Genomic DNA, 16,392 nt, shown 5'->3' on the forward strand with positions numbered 1-16,392 from the left:
GCTACACCTTCTTCCTTAAACAAGCAATATAAAAGCCATCTGTTGCAAAATAATGTGGTAAAATTTGTACTTGTCCTTCATTTATATAAGGACGTAACTTTTCTGGCATACGCTCTTTTAGAGTAGAATCCCATTCAAATTCTGGATGCTCTTGCAAAAATTTCTCTATTACTTGTTCATTTTCTATTTTTTCAATTGTACATGTACTATAAACTAGACGACCACCTACTTTTAACAGAGGTGCTATTTTTTCTAGTATCGCTAGTTGAATTGTCGATAGTCTCTCACTATCGCCTTTTTCCTTACCTAATTTAATATCCGGTTTACGTCTGATAACACCAAATCCAGAGCACGGTGCATCTACTAATATTTTATCAAAACTTTCATTCGCAAATTGCTCTTGAACTTTTCTAGCATCTAACGCCTTTGTTTCGATGTTTTCTAACTGAAGACGCTGTGCCTGTTGCTGAATTAAACGCACCTTATGCGGATGTAAATCAAGCGACATTACCTTCCCAGTTCCTTTTAAGCGTTCTGCAATGTGTGTTGTCTTTCCACCAGGAGCTGCGCAACTATCAAGAACTGCATCTCCCTTATTCGGATCTAAAGCACGTGCAACAAGCATAGAGCTCTCATCTTGAATAGAAAGAAACCCCTTTTGAAACGCCTCTGTGTGCGCTACGTTTCCTTTTTCAATTTGAATAGCATCTTCCGATAAATCACCAATTTTCGCTTGCACGCCCTCATTTTCTAACAAAGCAATCGCTTCTTCTACTGTCCCTTTATCGACATTCACACGTGCTGCCGAAACAGGGGGGATCATGTTTACTTCACACATTTTTTGCGCCGTTTCTAAATCATATGCCAACGTCCATTCCTTCACAAGCCACTCAGGATGACTCGTTGCAACAGCAAGTCGTTTTACAGGATCTTGTATCTCTTCTACAGACGGAACACCTTCACGTTGAATCGAACGCAGTACCCCGTTTACCATTCCCGCAATTCCTTTATGACCACGACGTTTTGCAATTTCAACTGCTTCATGGATTGCCGCTCTTTCTGGAACACGATCTAGGTATACCATTTGATATAAAGACAAACGGAGTAAAACTTTCACCCACGCCTCTACCTTTTTTCTTAAAAAGGGTTGTAAATAATAATCAAGCGTGTCACGACGCTGAATCGTTCCATACACGATTTCTGTTAACAAGCCGATATCTTTTCTATCAATTGCACTTTTTTCAATCAAATTATTTAAAAGTAAGTTGCTATAAGCACCACTTTTCTCTACTTGTATTAAACCATCGAGAGCTAACTCACGAACATTTTGTCTCATGCGTCTTCTCCTAACTTCGTACCAATTTCAGGTTTTGTTCCACGTAAAAATTGTGCACAGTCCATACGTTTTTTTCCCGATGGTTGCAACTCAGTAATTTTAATACCAGTTTCATTTCCTGTTGCCACAACGAAACCATCTTCTTCAATGGCTACAATAGAACCTGCTTCAGCTTTGACTGTTACAGGAACCTTTTCTCCCCACCATACTTTTACAACTTGTCCTGCTAAAGTTGTATAAGCAACTGGCCACGGATTTAAACCACGAATGTGATTGTATACTTCTTCTCCTGTTTTCGTCCAATCAATTTTTTCTTGTTCACGTTTAATATTATAAGCAAATGTTACTTCATCCTCATTTTGCTTAATCGGCTCTAACTTCCCTTGTATTAATAAAGGTACCGTTTTTGATAATAAGTGTGCTCCTGCCTCACTTAATTTATCAAATAAGGAGCCCGTTGTTTCACGTTCTTCGATTTCTACTTCTACTTGCGTTAAAATATCGCCAGCATCTAGTTTTTCAACCATATACATAATTGTAATGCCTGTTTTTTCTTTCCCTTGCATAATAGAATAATGAATCGGTGCACCGCCGCGAAGCTCTGGTAATAATGAAGCATGAACATTAATACATCCGTACTTCGGCGCTTCTAAAATTTCATTTGGTACGATCTGTCCAAATGCAGCTGTCACAATTAAGTCTGGCTGTAATGCCAACACTTTTTCATATTCATCTTTTTCCCGAATTTTTAACGGTTGTAACACCGGAATACCATGTTTTTCTGCTTCAACTTTAACAGGTGTTGGTGTCATAACTTTTTTTCTACCTACTGGACGATCAGGTTGCGTCACAACACCAATTATATCGTATCCATCCTCGATAAGACGACGAAGCACCGGCACAGAAAAGTCCGGTGTTCCCATAAATACTACTTTCACCATTCAAAAACCGCTCCTTTTACATCTCTTCTAATTCGTTTTCCTCATAATATCTCGTCACTTTTGATGTAAATAATACACCGTGTAAATGATCGATTTCATGTTGAATTGCACGTGCTAAGAAATCATCCGCTTCTAATAAAAATACTTTACCACGGCGATTTTGCGCGCGTACTTTAATATATTCAGCACGTTCCACTTCACCATAAAGTCCCGGAAAGCTTAAGCAGCCTTCGGGACCTACTTGTTCACCACGTTTTTCTAAAATAACCGGATTAATCAATTCAATCTTTCCAGTATCATCACCAATATCAACAACAGCTACTTGCAAGCTTACGCCTACTTGCGGCGCAGCTAAGCCAACGCCATCTGCAACTAACATTGTTTCATGCATATCTTTTAACAATTTTACTAACTTTTTATCAAAGTTAATTACCCGTTCACACGGTTTTTCTAACACTTCATTTGGATGCTTCACAATTTCTAAAACTGCCATATTTCCCTCCGCTACATTAACATTGTTGGATTAAAGTCAATTGAGATCTGTAGCTCTTTTTGCATTTCTGCTTGATAATGTTCATTTACCATTTTGAGCACGTACTTTAAGTTTGGTTCCCGTTTGTATTTTATCATGCATTGGTATCGATATCTATCTTTTATCCTTGGAATTCCTGAGGCGACCGGACCTAGCACCATTGTTTGCTGCGTGCAATGCGTTCGTAAATAACCAACAATTTTTTCCGTTACTTGCACTGCTTTTAATAATTCTGGATGCGATACTGTCACCAGTACTACATAATAGTAAGGCGGATATTGCCTCATTTTTCTCATTTGCATTTCTTGCTCGAAAAACACATCGTACTGCTGATCTTTTGCTAGTTCTACACTATAGTGTTCTGGCGTGTACGTTTGAATTACAACTTCCCCCGGTAACTCATGCCTTCCTGCACGACCACTCACCTGTGTCAATAACTGATACGTTTTTTCACTTGCACGGAAATCTGGTAAATGTAGCATCGTATCAGCCGTTAAGACACCCACAAGCGTAACTTTTGGAAAATCAAGCCCTTTGGCAATCATTTGTGTTCCAAGTAAGATATCTGCCTTCTCTTCACCGAACGCTTTTAATAGTTTTTCATGCATGCCTTTGCGACTTGTCGTGTCAACATCCATTCGGATAACCCTAGCTTCAGGAAATAGCTTTGTAATTTCTTCTTCTACCTTTTGCGTCCCTGTACCAAAGAAACGAATATACGAACTATTACAAGCAGGACAAGCAGTTGGCATACTTTCTTCATAACTGCAATAGTGACATTTTAAACGATGATTCATTTTGTGATAAGTGAGTGATATATCGCAATGTGGACATTGTACGACATAACCACAATCACGACACATGACAAACGTTGAATGGCCTCTTCGATTTAAAAAGAGAACCATCTGCTCTTTCTTCTCTAATCGATCCGCTATTTTCTCGTGAAGTAATGTAGAAAACATCGAACGATTCCCATCACGTAGTTCCTCACGCATATCCACAATTTTCACTGTCGGCAACGCCTGTTTGTTCATACGCTTTTGCATGGTTAGGAGTTCATAAACGCCTTTCTTTGCTCTAGCAAATGATTCAAGCGTTGGTGTTGCACTACCAAGTACAATTGGACAATTATGATATTGCCCTCTCCAAATCGCAACATCCCTGGCATGATACCTTGGATTATCTTCTTGTTTATAACTGGACTCATGTTCTTCATCAATAATAATAATTCCTAAGTTTTCAAATGGCGCAAAAATAGCAGAACGTGCACCAACAACAACTTTTACTTCTTTTCGTAAAATTTTCCGCCACTCATCGTATTTTTCCCCAATAGAAAGCGCACTATGAAGAACGGCAACTTGAGAACCAAATCGTCCTTTGAAACGGTCTACCATTTGCGGTGTTAACGCAATTTCTGGAACAAGTACAATTGCTTCTTTTCCTTTTTCTAACACCGCAGCAATAGATTGTAAATACACTTCTGTTTTACCGCTTCCTGTAACACCATATAGCAAAAATGGATTATATGTTTCATTTGAAATAGATGACAAAATAGGCGTAATCACTTGACTTTGTTCCTCTGTAAGCGGAAATGGTTTCGTCTGCTCAAAGGCCTCATCATCATATGGATTACGATATACTTCCACATACTTTTCTGAAAGCAGTCCCTTTTTCACAAGAGACTTTATCGGCGCATCTGTCATTTGTAACTCTTCTGTTAACATTTTTAATGGAACAGTATGATAGTTTTCTACAAAATAGTAAAGTACATCTTGCTGTTTTTTACTTTTCAGTTCAAATGCTGCTGCCTCTAATTCTTCTACCGGTAATTCTGGCTGAATCATCCTTTGTTTTTTCTTTTGTACTTTATCTTTTACTTTATAGACAACTTCAACAGTACCATTTGCAATTTCTTTTTGAACCATACGATGCAGATGTGACTGCGTTGCAATCTCTTCCCAATCAATTGCTTCTTTCCCCTGAAATAAATTATGAATTTCCGGCGCTACTTCTTCTGATTTATGAAGCTGTAATCGCTTTTTATAAGTAGCTTTTATCGCAGTTGGAAGCATAACTTGGAAAGCTGAAATCGTATAACACAACGTTTCATTCGTCAGCCAAAAACCGAGTTTTAACAACTCTTCATTTAAGACTGGTGTGACATCTAATATTTCATGCAATGCTTTTAACTTTTTACTTTCCACATCGACTGAATCTTTTATTTCAATAATAAAACCTTGTAATTTCCGCGGACCAAACGGAACGACTACACGCATACCTGTTTGCACGATATCTTCCCATTTCTTTGGAATAACATAATCAAACGGTCGGTCTGTTTGACGTGCAGGTACATCAACAATTACACTTGCAAATTTCATACATGATCCTCTTCTAACATCGCCTCAATTTGCATGAAAATTTCACGAGCTACTTCACGCTTTGTTAAAAGTGGTAATTGAATAATCTCTCCATCTTTTCTATACATTGTGACAATGTTCGTATCCGTACCAAACCCTGCGCCTTGAGCTTTCACATCATTTGCAACGATCATATCCGCGTTTTTTTCACGCAATTTTTTTGTGGCATATTCTTCTACATTTGTCGTTTCAGCGGCAAAACCGACAAGTAATTGATGCTCTTTTTTCTCACCTAATGTTTTCAGAATGTCGGTCGTTCTTTCCAACTCAATAACCGCATCGCCACTTTTCTTTTTCATCTTTTGATCATGCACAAATTTCGGACGGTAATCCGCTACTGCCGCTGTTTTAATGACAACATCCATACTAGCATAATGTTGCAGAACAACTTCTAGCATATCTTGTGCAGACTCTACTGGCACCGTTGTTACATTTGCGGGCGGTGTTAATGCAGTTGGACCTGACACCAGGGTTACATCTGCTCCTAGGTTTGCAGCAACTTCCGCTAGTGCATAACCCATTTTCCCTGAAGAAAAATTCGTCATAAAACGAACTGGATCAACTTTTTCACGAGTCGGACCAGCCGTAATTAATATTTTCTTCTTTTGTAATGGTTTATGTGCTGAAAAAGTTTCTTGTAATCGAGCAATGATTGTTTCTGGTTCTTCTAATCGTCCTTTCGCAACATATCCACATGCTAAAAAGCCTTCTCCAGGCTCAATAAATGTATATCCTAACGTTTTTAACGTCATCATATTCTTTTGAACAATTTTATTTTCATACATATGCACATTCATAGCAGGTGCAATCCAAACTGGTGCCGTAGTTGCCAATAATGTAGTTGTAATCATATCATCAGCAAGCCCATTCGCTAATTTCCCGATACAGTTTGCTGTTGCTGGAGCAACAAGCACAACATCCGCCCAATCTGCTAAATCTATATGGGCGATAACTGCTGAATCTTTTTCATCAAACGTATCCGTGTATACATCATGGCGAGAAAGCGCTTGAAATGTAAGAGGTGTAACAAACTTCATTGCCGATTCACTCATCATTACTTTTACAAGTGCCCCCGCTTGCGTTAATTTACTCGTTAACGCAGCCGCTTTAAAAACCGCAATGCCTCCTGTTACACATAGAAGTATCTTTTTCTCTTTTAGCATATGACTCGTCCTCTTTCTTTTTCAAACTTATTCTACTGAAATGTAATGATTTCAGCTCGTCAGTGCTAGCATTTCGTTAAACCTTTATTTCATCACTTGTTATCTCTATCGTAAAAAAATAACAACCTACTTGTAAATAGGTTGTTACCGTTACATAGAAAATTATAAAGTCTATGTTTTCATTTGTCGAAGAGAATGTCTTATTCAGACACTTTCCCTTCGCTTGGCTCGTAGCCTAATACTTCTGCATCAATTTCTTCTAGTGCTTTTCCTACACATTTGTGAGAAACAGGTTGTGTAATTACACAATTATCAGCAAGCTGCATTTCACGTGCACGCTTTGCAGCTACTGTTACTAATGTATACTTAGAGTCGATTTTTGTTAATAATGAGTCAATTGATGGATTTAACATATTATATACCCTCCGTCATTTCTTTATAATATTTTGCTACTCTTTCGCGGCGGCAATGTTCACCAACCACAATAGCTTTAATACGCTCACAAGCAAGCTCTACTTTATCATTTTCTACCACATAGTCATAAGCGTCCATCATTTCGATTTCTTCTTTTGCCACTGTTAAACGATTTTCAATAACCTCTTCGGTCTCTGTACCACGACCTACAATTCGGTTCTTCAGTTCTGATAGGCTAGGAGGAGCTAAGAAGATAAATACACCTTCTGGGAAAGCCTTCTTCACTTGAATTGCTCCCTGTACTTCAATTTCTAAGAACACATCTTTTCCTTCTTGCAGTGTCTGTTCAACATAATCGATTGGTGTTCCATAATAATTCCCAACAAATTCTGCCCATTCAAGCAACCTTTCGTTACGGATCATTTCCTCAAACTCTTCTCTTTCTTTAAAGAAATAATCTATACCGTCCACTTCACCTTCACGCGGTTTACGTGTCGTTACTGAAATAGAGTATTGAAACTTTGTATCTTCATGGCTGAACAATTCTTTTCGAACTGTCCCTTTTCCAACGCCAGAAGGTCCCGAAAGAACGATGAGCAACCCTCTTCTACTTCTCATAAATATGTAAAACCTACCCTTCCTCACTTAAATCTTCTTTATTATTTAAACGATGTGCAATCGTCTCTGGCTGAATAGGACTTAATACAACATGCCCATCATCCATAACAATAACCGCCCTTGTTTTTCTCCCATAAGTAGCATCAAGTAGCGCATTATGTTCACGCGCTTCCTGCACTGTTCGTTTAATAGGAGCTGACTCCGGACTTACAATAGCAATAATTCGATGAGCAGATACGATATTTCCATATCCAATATTTAAAAACCGCATGGCCATAGTTTGCGCCTCCTAGTAAGTCTATCCGATTTCTCCACCACGTATAACTTTATATATTTTTTGACAGCTACTCAATATTTTGTACCTGTTCACGAATTTTTTCAAGATTATTTTTCATTTCTACAACATATTTTGAAATTGTTAAGTCATTTGCCTTAGATCCAATCGTATTAATTTCACGATGCATCTCCTGGACAATGAAGTCCATTTTTCTACCAACAGGCTCTTTAATATGTAATGCCTCTTGAAATTGATCTAAATGACTTTGCAAGCGAACTAGTTCCTCGTGAATATCACACCGCTCTGCAAACATTGCAACTTCTGTCAGCAATCGTTGTTCATCTAAATCCTGATTATGTAATTCCTTCAAGCGATTTTCCAATCGTTCACGATATTTTTGAATTACAATTGGCGCATGCGGAATAATTCCATTGACACAATTGTGAATCTCTTGCAAACGATATGATATATCTTTATATAATCGCTCTCCTTCGCCATCTCTCATCCCTTTTAACATACGAGCAGCTTGACGAACAGCTTCATATAAACTTTGTTCAAATTGTTCGTTTCCATTTTCCATTTCCTCAATTGCCGTTACTTCTGGCATTCCCATTAATTGTTGAAGTGTAATGGAATCTTGTAATTGAAATTTTGTTTTCACGTCTTCCATAATGGATTTATACTGCTTGAGCAGCGGCCAATTCACACTCAGCTTTCTTTCCACAAGCCCTTCGCCTGTAATACTAATAGACACTTCAATACGTCCACGGCGAACTTGCTCTGCAATTAATTTACGGATTTTGTCCTCAAAAACCATCATTTGTTTCGGAAGTCGAATGTTCATCTCTAAAAAGCGATGGTTCACTGACTTCATTTCTACTGTAATTTGAAAAGCCTCGTTTTCTACCTTCCACCTTCCAAATCCTGTCATACTAGAAATCATCTTTATCACATCCAAGCCATGAAATAACTCAATGAAAAAGGTAATAGAGATGCAACTCTACTACCTTTTGTAAATTATATCACATTTTCATATCATTGACTATTTCAAGTTTACGCCTCTTTTATATAATATCGACTTCTTTTTTTCCTTTTTCCCAGTCAGTAAAGAACCTACTAACAAAAATGTTGGAATCGATGATAAACCACCGATTAATAACCAGTCTCTCGCTTGAATTGGCATTGTGCTAAAAATCGGTTGCAACGGTGGATAATAAATGACAACTAACATTAACAACATTGAAATAATAACTGCCCCTACTAGATACAAATTACCAAATGGATTACGGTGGAAGATAGAATGCTCGCTACGGCAATCAAACACATGAATAAGCTGCGCTAACACAAGTGTTGCAAACGCTACTGTTTGTGCATATTTCAATTCGTTTGGATGCTGATTATACGCAATAATAAATGCGAGCAAGGTTACAATACCAATCAAAAATCCTCGACTCACAATTTTCCAGGCAAGCCCTCTCGCAAACACCCCTTCTTTTGGATGTCTTGGATGTCTTCGCATTACATCACCCTCAGCCGCATCTAGTCCTAACGCCATTGCTGGTAAACCATCTGTTACTAAATTCACCCATAGAATTTGGATTGGTACCATTGGAAGCGGTAATGCGAGCATCATCGCAAACAACATAACCAAAATCTCCCCAACGTTTGATGCTAATAGATAACGAATGAATTTCCGAATATTTTCATATATATTTCTACCTTCTTTAATTGCTGATTTAATTGTAGCAAAGTTATCATCTAACAATACAAGAGAAGAAGCTTCTTTTGCCACATCCGTCCCTGTAATTCCCATTGCAATTCCAATATCAGCTGTTTTAATAGCAGGAGCATCATTCACTCCGTCACCTGTCATTGCCACAATATGATCTTTATTTTGAAGTGCCTTTACAATCTTTAACTTATGTTCCGGTGATACACGTGCAAACACATACGTATCTTCAACAATATCCTCTAGTTCGTCTACGGACATACTCGCTAGTTCCACGCCTTCTACAACGCGGCCATTCGGTGGCAAAATCCCTAACTGCTCTGCAATTGCCATCGCAGTTACTTTATGATCTCCCGTAATCATTACGGTTTTAATACCCGCCTCTTTACACTCTTTTACAGCCTGCTTTACTTCTGGCCTTGGCGGGTCTATCATTCCTTGTATACCAACAAGCATAAAATCTTTTTCGACTTCTCGTTCATGTTCAATCGAATCCGTTACTTTTAATGGTTTAAACGCAACTGCAATTGTCCGTAGCGCTTGACTTCCAAGGCTATGAATAGCCGCCTGTACTTCTTTACGATATAATTCACTTAACGGCTGCTGTTTATTTCCCCATAAAATGGTTTGGCTCATTTGCAAAAGAACATCCGGGGCACCTTTCGTAATAACAAATTTTTTACCATCACGATCGCGAACGATTACACTCATCATTTTACGTGTTGAATCAAAAGGAAATTCATGTACAATTTCAAATTTCCCCTGCAAGGCTTCACGGGATACCCCCGCTTTCATCGCTGCAGCAACAAGTGCACCTTCTGTCGGATCCCCATCTAACACATACGTTTTTTTCTTTTTAACAATATTAGCGTTATTACATAAACAACCAAATGTTAACAATTGATAGAGTGATTTAGTTGATGCTGGATTAATCTTCTGATCATCTTTCATAAATGATCCAGTCGGTTCGTAGCCTTGCCCTGTTACATGCCACGTTTCCCCACCTGACCACAAATGCGTAACCATCATTTTATTTTGTGTCATCGTTCCAGTTTTGTCCGAACAAATCACTGAAGCACAGCCTAGTGTTTCTACAGCTGGTAGTTTTCGTACAATTGCTCTCTTTTTAATCATACGCTGCACACCAAGTGATAAAGCGACAGTCACAATAGCTGGTAATCCTTCTGGAATTGCTGCAACAGCAAGTGATACACCAGCTAAGAACATGTGATATACTTCATTTCCTTGGTATACACCAGCTAATACGACAAGTGCTGTTAAAATAAGCGCTACAATGATTAAAATCTTCCCAAGCTGCTCTAATCTCCTTTGTAGCGGTGTTTCCATTTGCTCTGCATTTTGCAACATATTCGCAATTTGTCCCATTGCGGTATTCATCCCAGTCCCTACTACTACACCTATCCCAGATCCTCTCGTTATCATCGTTCCCATAAAAGCCATATTTTTTTGATCACCAATTGCAACACTCTCACCTTGTAATGCTTCTACTTTCTTTTGAACAGGTACAGACTCCCCTGTTAACGCCGATTCTTCAATATACAAACTTGATGCTTCAATAAGACGAATATCAGCGCCAATACGATCACCACTAGAAAATTTAATCACATCACCGAGGACAAGAGCTTTTGACGGTGCTTTTATCCATTTCCCATTTCGTAAAACTGTCACTTGCGGGGCTGCTAATTCTTTTAAAGCTTCCAATGATCTTTCTGCTTTTCTTTCTTGAAAAAAACCAAGAATCCCATTAATAATAACAATTGCGACAATCGCAATTGCATCGATGTACTCTCCCAAAAATGCTGAAATAATTGTTGCACCAAACAAAACAAGTACCATAAAATCTTTAAATTGCGCCAAAAATACAAGAAGTGCAGAAGGCCGCCTTGCTTCTTGCAACTCATTTGGACCAAGTTTCTTTAATCGCCCTTCTGCTTCTTGCTCTGTGAGCCCTATTTTTACATTCGTATTCGTTCTTTCCTCCACTTCATGTGCACGCATTTCATACCAATTCATCTCGCTATCGACCTCCTGATTGCAGACATGCTCTAATGAAAGCTTATTCAGCCTCGTCCAAAAAAATGCTATAATTAATATTTAGTTAGAAAGGAGTGTTCATAATGGCATTCGATGGATTATTTACAAGAGCGATTACACATGAAATTGCAAATTCTCTTCAAACAGGAAGAATTTCAAAAATATATCAACCCTCAAAATATGAGATTTTATTACATATGCGAGCAAACGGAAAAAATCAAAAATTAATTCTTTCCGCACACCCTACATACGCACGTATGCATCTTACAAATCAAAGTTATGATTCACCGGCACTACCACCCATGTTCTGTATGCTGCTTCGCAAACATTTAGAAGGTGGATTCATTGAAAAAATTGAACAAATCGATTTAGAACGTATCATTCAAATTACCGTTCGGAGTCGTAATGAAATTGGTGATGAATCACTAAAAACATTAGTAATCGAAATCATGGGTCGCCACAGTAATATTATTTTAATAGACACGAAAACAAATGTTATTTTGGATAGCTTAAAACACGTTTCTTTAGCCGTAAACCGACATCGTACCGTATACGCTGGAGCGGAATATGTTGCACCGCCAGCGCAGCATAAAGCAAATCCATTACAAGTTGAAACGAAAGAAGAATTCATAAGACCGCTAGACTTTTTATCAGGAAATATGGATAAACAGCTTGTTGGAGCCTTTATGGGGATCTCCCCGCTATTTGCAAAAGAAGTTGTAAAAAAAGCTGGGATGGTAAACGAAACTGCATTATCAGAGGCATTTTTCTCATTACAAAAGCCACTGCAAGTGCATCAATATGAACCAACGATGATAACCGTAAATGGAAAAGAGTTCTTTTACCTATTGCCTCTCGAACACTTAAAAGGTGACAAGAAATCTTTCCCATCTGTAAGTGAATTATTAGATCGTTTCTTCTTCGGAAAAGCAGAGCGCGACCGTGTAAAACAACAGGCTCACGATTTAGAACGATTTATGCACAATGAAAAAACAAAAAATGAAAAAAAATTAATTAAGCTAGAAAAAACATTACAAGATGCAGGAAAAGCCGATAAATATCAATTATTTGGTGAACTACTTACTGCTAATATATATGCATTAAAAAAAGGTGACAAAGAAATTGAAGTTATTAATTACTATGATGAAAATAGTGGTACAGTAAAAATTACGCTAGACCCACTGCGAACACCATCGCAAAATGCACAACGTTATTTCCAAAAGTATCAAAAAGCGAAAAATTCCGTTTCAATCGTCGAAGAACAAATTGAAAAAACAAACGAGGAAATCCTTTACTTTGATAGCCTACTACAACAAATGGAAGCAGCTTCCTCAAAAGATATTGAAGAAATTCGGGAAGAATTAGCTGAAGAAGGTTATATGCGTAATCGCAAAGCGAAAAACGCAAAGAAAAAGCAGGCGAAGCCGGTATTAGATAAGTATATCGCAAGTGATGGAACAGAAATTTTAGTTGGGAAAAACAATAAACAAAATGACTATTTAACAACCAAATTTGCACGCCGTGATGAAATTTGGTTACACACAAAAGATATTCCTGGTTCTCATGTTGTCATTCGCTCATTAGAACCTGCCGAGGAAACTTTATTAGAAGCTGCCAAACTTGCTGCTTATTACAGTAAAGCAAAGGACTCTAGCTCTGTCCCTGTCGATTTCACAAAAATTCGTCATGTCAAAAAACCGAGCGGTGCAAAACTTGGCTTTGTGACATATGATAATCAACAAACTCTATATGTTACGCCTGATGCTGATATGGTGATGAAGTTGAAAGCTTAATACAAAAAGGTAATAACGATGTTAAACGAATCGTTATTACCTTTTTTTATACTTATCACTTAATAAAAACTATTTTTTAACAAAAAGTTATTTTATCTTAATTTTCCGTTAAAATATTTTTAAACAGAATAGACTTCAAAAAATGATTCTAATACCCTATTAGAGGAGAAACGATGTTACACGAACATGGAAGACCTTATTTCTTATACAGCTTTTATTTGCCAAACTGCCACGGAAAAAAATATCCCCTTTGAATTATTTATTAGCATTCTATCCGATAGTAAACCGCTCCATATTCCAATAAATGAAGGTACCGAACACTATGCACAAGTTCTAGAAAACTTAGCGCGCATTGAGCAAAGAAATATATTATTACCCAAAAATCGATTTATTCATTATTTCTTAAATAAACGCAACAACTCTTCTTCTGGTATTAACAAAAAAGATATCCCCTCTGTTCAACAGCCTGTATATATCGTAACAGATAAAGGAGTTGTTGAGTAAAATGAGAAAATATGCATTATATATCATTGACATAACCTTGCTTCTTTTACTTTCATCTTTATTAGGAATGGCACATCCAGTATCTCTATTTCTCCTTTTAATTCTATGTTATTCCTTACATTACATTGTAATGAAATATATACCTAACTATTTGGGATACTTTTTCTTATGCCTCTTCCAAATCATCAGTAGTTATTTTGTATTTTCTACTTCCGTACTGAACACACTTATTTTTTCAGTTGTGTTCTTTATACTCTTATTCAAAAAGAATGTATCTTTAATAGAAAAAATTATATTTCTGTTCTTACACATGCGCCCACCATCATTTTTTGATGTTTTTTTACTTTTATTACAAGGAATTTTCACACTTCAACTAACAAGTCATAACAAACACCAACAAATCGCACGTGCTACACTCTTAAGCAGTTTAAGCATCGTTAGCTTAATTCTTTTATATGTAGGAAATTATTTTCGGATACTGTTATTTCATGTAATAAACATACTTCTTCCTGGTATTGGCTATATAATAACTCCTTTATTTGAATCAATTGAATTAAAACACGGTGACAAAATTATACAAGTATTGGACAAGACATATAGAGGTCACTCTGAATTACAAAAAATTAGCACCCGTTCTTCTGAACATTCATACAGTCTCTTCTACATACTGTTTTGGAGCATACTTATAGTGATTATTTTTTATACCACATATCGCCTTTTGAAAAGAAAAAATGTCTCCAAACTAAAAGAGGCTTCTATCCTTTCTGTTTTCTCTGCAACAAATATAAGTACGAAAGAAAAGAAAAAAGCCAAAGCGCCAAACGATCCTTCTCGTCTTATTATCTTTCGTCTAGAACAACAATTACAGGGTCCGTTCTCTCGAAAATGTGGAGAAACTTTAGAAAACTGGTTACTTCGTTTAAAAAGATTAGGGATTTCAATGAATGAGCGGTTAATCATTCAATCCTATAACAAGACTCGCTATTCTCAAAATAAATTAGACTCTCATCAATTAACCTCACTAGAAAGCGAGGTTAATTGTATTATTCAACAGCAAAAAAACTAAAAAAATCAAAATGGTAGGAATAAAAGCTGATTAAGCAATTAAAAATATATCATGTTAAAAAGTTTACATCATAGATTTTCATGTCAAAAAATGTAGACATATCTAATTTTATATGTCTACATTTTTTGACAGTGTATTCATTACTATGTATTTTTCCTCATAAAACGAAGCTTCCATCAATGAGATATTTTTTCATCTTCCCCCTCCTTCCCTTGTTCCTCTCTGAATCTTGAGGTGGGAGGCTTATTGCCCACGAACAGCTAAATTAAGAAGAGAATATTGGCATACTTATTGCTTGATCTAGAAAATGAAAGGGAGGAATCAAAATGACCACAAGAATCAAAAAAATTCAAGAACAACTAAACAAATATGGAATAGACGGATTACTCATTACAAAAAAGGAAAATTGCCAGTATGCAACTGGATTTACAGGAAGCGCTAGAGTCGTATTACTATCCGCAACTGAAGCTGTATTCATTACAGATTTCCGCTATGTCAATCAAGCAAAAGCACAGGTGCAAGAAGCTGAGATCATTATGCATAAAGGAAACATGGAGCAAGAAATTGCGAATCAGACAACTAGATTAGGCATCCAAAGGCTAGGCATCGAAGAAAACAATATGACTTTAAAACAATATAGTGCGTTAAAAAAGAATACAAATATTGAACTTGTACAAGTAAGTGAACTAGTAGAAACAATCCGTGCCATTAAAGAAGAGTCCGAAATCGAAACAATTAAAATTGCAGCTAACATTGCTGATCAGGCATTTCAGCATGTTACAAGTTTTCTAAAATCCGGTATATCTGAATTTGATGTTCGAGATGAATTAGAATTTTTCATGCGAAAACACGGCGCTTCCTCCTCATCATTTGACATTATCGTAGCTTCTGGAGTCCGATCTTCTCTTCCACACGGAGTTGCTACAAATAAGACGATTGAAAATGGGGATATTGTTACATTAGATTTCGGTGCACTTTATAACGGATATTGCTCTGATTTAACACGTACGGTTGCAATTGGAAGTTACCCCAAAGAATTTGAAAAGATATATGGTATTGTATTAGAAGCATTAAAACGAGGAACCGAAGCAATCCGGCCTAGTGAATCCGCAAAAACAATTGATGATGTGACAAGAAATTACATTACAGATCACGGATATGGCGAATACTTCGGTCATTCTACAGGACACGGCGTTGGATTAGAAATTCATGAGCCCCTTCGATTATCACAAGAAAGTAAGGCTACTTTACAAGAAGGCATGGTTGTCACTGTTGAACCTGGTATTTATATCCCGAACTGGGGTGGTTGTAGAATTGAAGATGATATTGTTATTACAAAAGATGGGCATGAAGTGATTACACAGGCGAATAGAGACCTTCTTGTTATTTGTTAACAATTGACCCTCCCCCCTAAAGAAGCAAACTAACTATCATAGTGGGATCCTTGAATAAACGTCTTCAGGTAATCTCTTATATTTATCGATTCTTTCGTTTACTAACAGGAATTTCTTTCTATATAGAGAAAACCTTCTCTGTAACTATCATTT

The 16,392-nt window shown here is 37.1% G+C and carries 14 protein-coding genes; 4 read left to right on the forward strand and 10 right to left on the reverse strand.

Annotated features, from left to right (window positions below):
• Window position 1 precedes the first annotated feature (1 nt).
• The 10 genes from rsmB to AZF08_RS00880 all read right to left on the reverse strand — a co-directional run bounded on the left by rsmB (window position 2) and on the right by AZF08_RS00880 (window position 11,461).
• Window positions 2–1,336, reverse strand: coding sequence for a 16S rRNA (cytosine(967)-C(5))-methyltransferase RsmB (gene rsmB, locus AZF08_RS00835; RefSeq protein ID WP_033672132.1), 1,335 nt, complete (start codon window positions 1,334–1,336; stop codon window positions 2–4).
• On the reverse strand, window positions 1,333–2,277 hold the full coding sequence (gene fmt / locus AZF08_RS00840; protein ID WP_033672133.1) for a methionyl-tRNA formyltransferase: 945 nt from the start codon (window positions 2,275–2,277) through the stop codon (window positions 1,333–1,335). The genes rsmB and fmt overlap by 4 nt, the downstream gene beginning before the upstream one ends.
• Window positions 2,278–2,293: 16 nt before the next feature.
• Complete coding sequence (def, locus tag AZF08_RS00845; RefSeq protein WP_033672134.1) at window positions 2,294–2,770, reverse strand: peptide deformylase; 477 nt, start codon at window positions 2,768–2,770, stop codon at window positions 2,294–2,296.
• Between the two features lie 11 nt (window positions 2,771–2,781).
• Entirely contained in the window at window positions 2,782–5,187 is a 2,406-nt protein-coding gene (gene priA / locus AZF08_RS00850; RefSeq protein WP_033672135.1) for a primosomal protein N', read from the reverse strand.
• Window positions 5,184–6,389 carry a bifunctional phosphopantothenoylcysteine decarboxylase/phosphopantothenate--cysteine ligase CoaBC gene (coaBC, locus tag AZF08_RS00855; RefSeq protein ID WP_033672136.1) on the reverse strand — a complete coding sequence of 402 codons (1,206 nt, stop codon included), beginning with the start codon at window positions 6,387–6,389 and terminating at the stop codon, window positions 5,184–5,186. The genes priA and coaBC overlap by 4 nt, the downstream gene beginning before the upstream one ends.
• Before the next feature lie 200 nt (window positions 6,390–6,589).
• The gene (rpoZ, locus tag AZF08_RS00860) at window positions 6,590–6,802 is read right to left on the reverse strand and encodes a DNA-directed RNA polymerase subunit omega (RefSeq protein ID WP_033672137.1); all 213 of its coding nucleotides are present in this window, start codon (window positions 6,800–6,802) and stop codon (window positions 6,590–6,592) included.
• Between the two features lies 1 nt (window position 6,803).
• Window positions 6,804–7,421, reverse strand: coding sequence for a guanylate kinase (gene gmk / locus AZF08_RS00865; protein ID WP_033672138.1), 618 nt, complete (start codon window positions 7,419–7,421; stop codon window positions 6,804–6,806).
• 13 nt (window positions 7,422–7,434) lie between these two features.
• A complete protein-coding gene (remA, locus tag AZF08_RS00870) occupies window positions 7,435–7,698 on the reverse strand; it encodes an extracellular matrix/biofilm regulator RemA (RefSeq protein ID WP_001251456.1) in 264 nt (87 codons plus the stop codon).
• Window positions 7,699–7,765: 67 nt separating this feature from the next.
• Entirely contained in the window at window positions 7,766–8,641 is an 876-nt protein-coding gene (locus AZF08_RS00875) for a YicC/YloC family endoribonuclease (RefSeq protein WP_033672139.1), read from the reverse strand.
• A 99-nt stretch (window positions 8,642–8,740) separates the two neighbouring features.
• The gene (locus AZF08_RS00880; RefSeq protein ID WP_033672140.1) at window positions 8,741–11,461 is read right to left on the reverse strand and encodes a calcium-translocating P-type ATPase, SERCA-type; all 2,721 of its coding nucleotides are present in this window, start codon (window positions 11,459–11,461) and stop codon (window positions 8,741–8,743) included.
• A 104-nt stretch (window positions 11,462–11,565) separates the two neighbouring features.
• Here AZF08_RS00880 and AZF08_RS00885 point away from each other — a divergent pair, with 104 nt between their 5' ends.
• From AZF08_RS00885 to AZF08_RS00900, 4 genes are all read left to right on the forward strand, one after another.
• Window positions 11,566–13,275, forward strand: coding sequence for an Rqc2 family fibronectin-binding protein (locus AZF08_RS00885; protein WP_033672141.1), 1,710 nt, complete (start codon window positions 11,566–11,568; stop codon window positions 13,273–13,275).
• A 186-nt stretch (window positions 13,276–13,461) separates the two neighbouring features.
• A complete protein-coding gene (locus tag AZF08_RS00890; protein WP_033672142.1) occupies window positions 13,462–13,779 on the forward strand; it encodes a hypothetical protein in 318 nt (105 codons plus the stop codon).
• A 130-nt stretch (window positions 13,780–13,909) separates the two neighbouring features.
• A complete protein-coding gene (locus tag AZF08_RS31710; RefSeq protein WP_265182886.1) occupies window positions 13,910–14,845 on the forward strand; it encodes a DUF4018 domain-containing protein in 936 nt (311 codons plus the stop codon).
• A 326-nt stretch (window positions 14,846–15,171) separates the two neighbouring features.
• Window positions 15,172–16,239, forward strand: coding sequence for a M24 family metallopeptidase (locus AZF08_RS00900; RefSeq protein WP_033672144.1), 1,068 nt, complete (start codon window positions 15,172–15,174; stop codon window positions 16,237–16,239).
• The last annotated feature ends 153 nt before the right edge of the window (window positions 16,240–16,392 follow it).

Origin of the sequence: Bacillus gaemokensis (assembly GCF_001590835.1) — a bacterium.
In the GTDB taxonomy this organism is placed as follows: Bacteria; Bacillota; Bacilli; order Bacillales; family Bacillaceae_G; genus Bacillus_A; species Bacillus_A gaemokensis.

Bases quoted from the DNA above. Each gene is read 5' to 3' on its own strand.
- rsmB (WP_033672132.1), bottom strand. From the start codon at position 1,336: ATGAGACAAAATGTTCGTGAGTTAGCTCTCGATGGTTTAATACAAGTA.
- fmt (WP_033672133.1), bottom strand. From the start codon at position 2,277: ATGGTGAAAGTAGTATTTATGGGAACACCGGACTTTTCTGTGCCGGTG.
- def (WP_033672134.1), bottom strand. From the start codon at position 2,770: ATGGCAGTTTTAGAAATTGTGAAGCATCCAAATGAAGTGTTAGAAAAA.
- priA (WP_033672135.1), bottom strand. From the start codon at position 5,187: ATGAAATTTGCAAGTGTAATTGTTGATGTACCTGCACGTCAAACAGAC.
- coaBC (WP_033672136.1), bottom strand. From the start codon at position 6,389: ATGCTAAAAGAGAAAAAGATACTTCTATGTGTAACAGGAGGCATTGCG.
- rpoZ (WP_033672137.1), bottom strand. From the start codon at position 6,802: ATGTTAAATCCATCAATTGACTCATTATTAACAAAAATCGACTCTAAG.
- gmk (WP_033672138.1), bottom strand. From the start codon at position 7,421: ATGAGAAGTAGAAGAGGGTTGCTCATCGTTCTTTCGGGACCTTCTGGC.
- remA (WP_001251456.1), bottom strand. From the start codon at position 7,698: ATGGCCATGCGGTTTTTAAATATTGGATATGGAAATATCGTATCTGCT.
- AZF08_RS00875 (WP_033672139.1), bottom strand. From the start codon at position 8,641: ATGATTTCTAGTATGACAGGATTTGGAAGGTGGAAGGTAGAAAACGAG.
- AZF08_RS00880 (WP_033672140.1), bottom strand. From the start codon at position 11,461: ATGAATTGGTATGAAATGCGTGCACATGAAGTGGAGGAAAGAACGAAT.
- AZF08_RS00885 (WP_033672141.1), top strand. From the start codon at position 11,566: ATGGCATTCGATGGATTATTTACAAGAGCGATTACACATGAAATTGCA.
- AZF08_RS00890 (WP_033672142.1), top strand. From the start codon at position 13,462: ATGGAAGACCTTATTTCTTATACAGCTTTTATTTGCCAAACTGCCACG.
- AZF08_RS31710 (WP_265182886.1), top strand. From the start codon at position 13,910: ATGAAATATATACCTAACTATTTGGGATACTTTTTCTTATGCCTCTTC.
- AZF08_RS00900 (WP_033672144.1), top strand. From the start codon at position 15,172: ATGACCACAAGAATCAAAAAAATTCAAGAACAACTAAACAAATATGGA.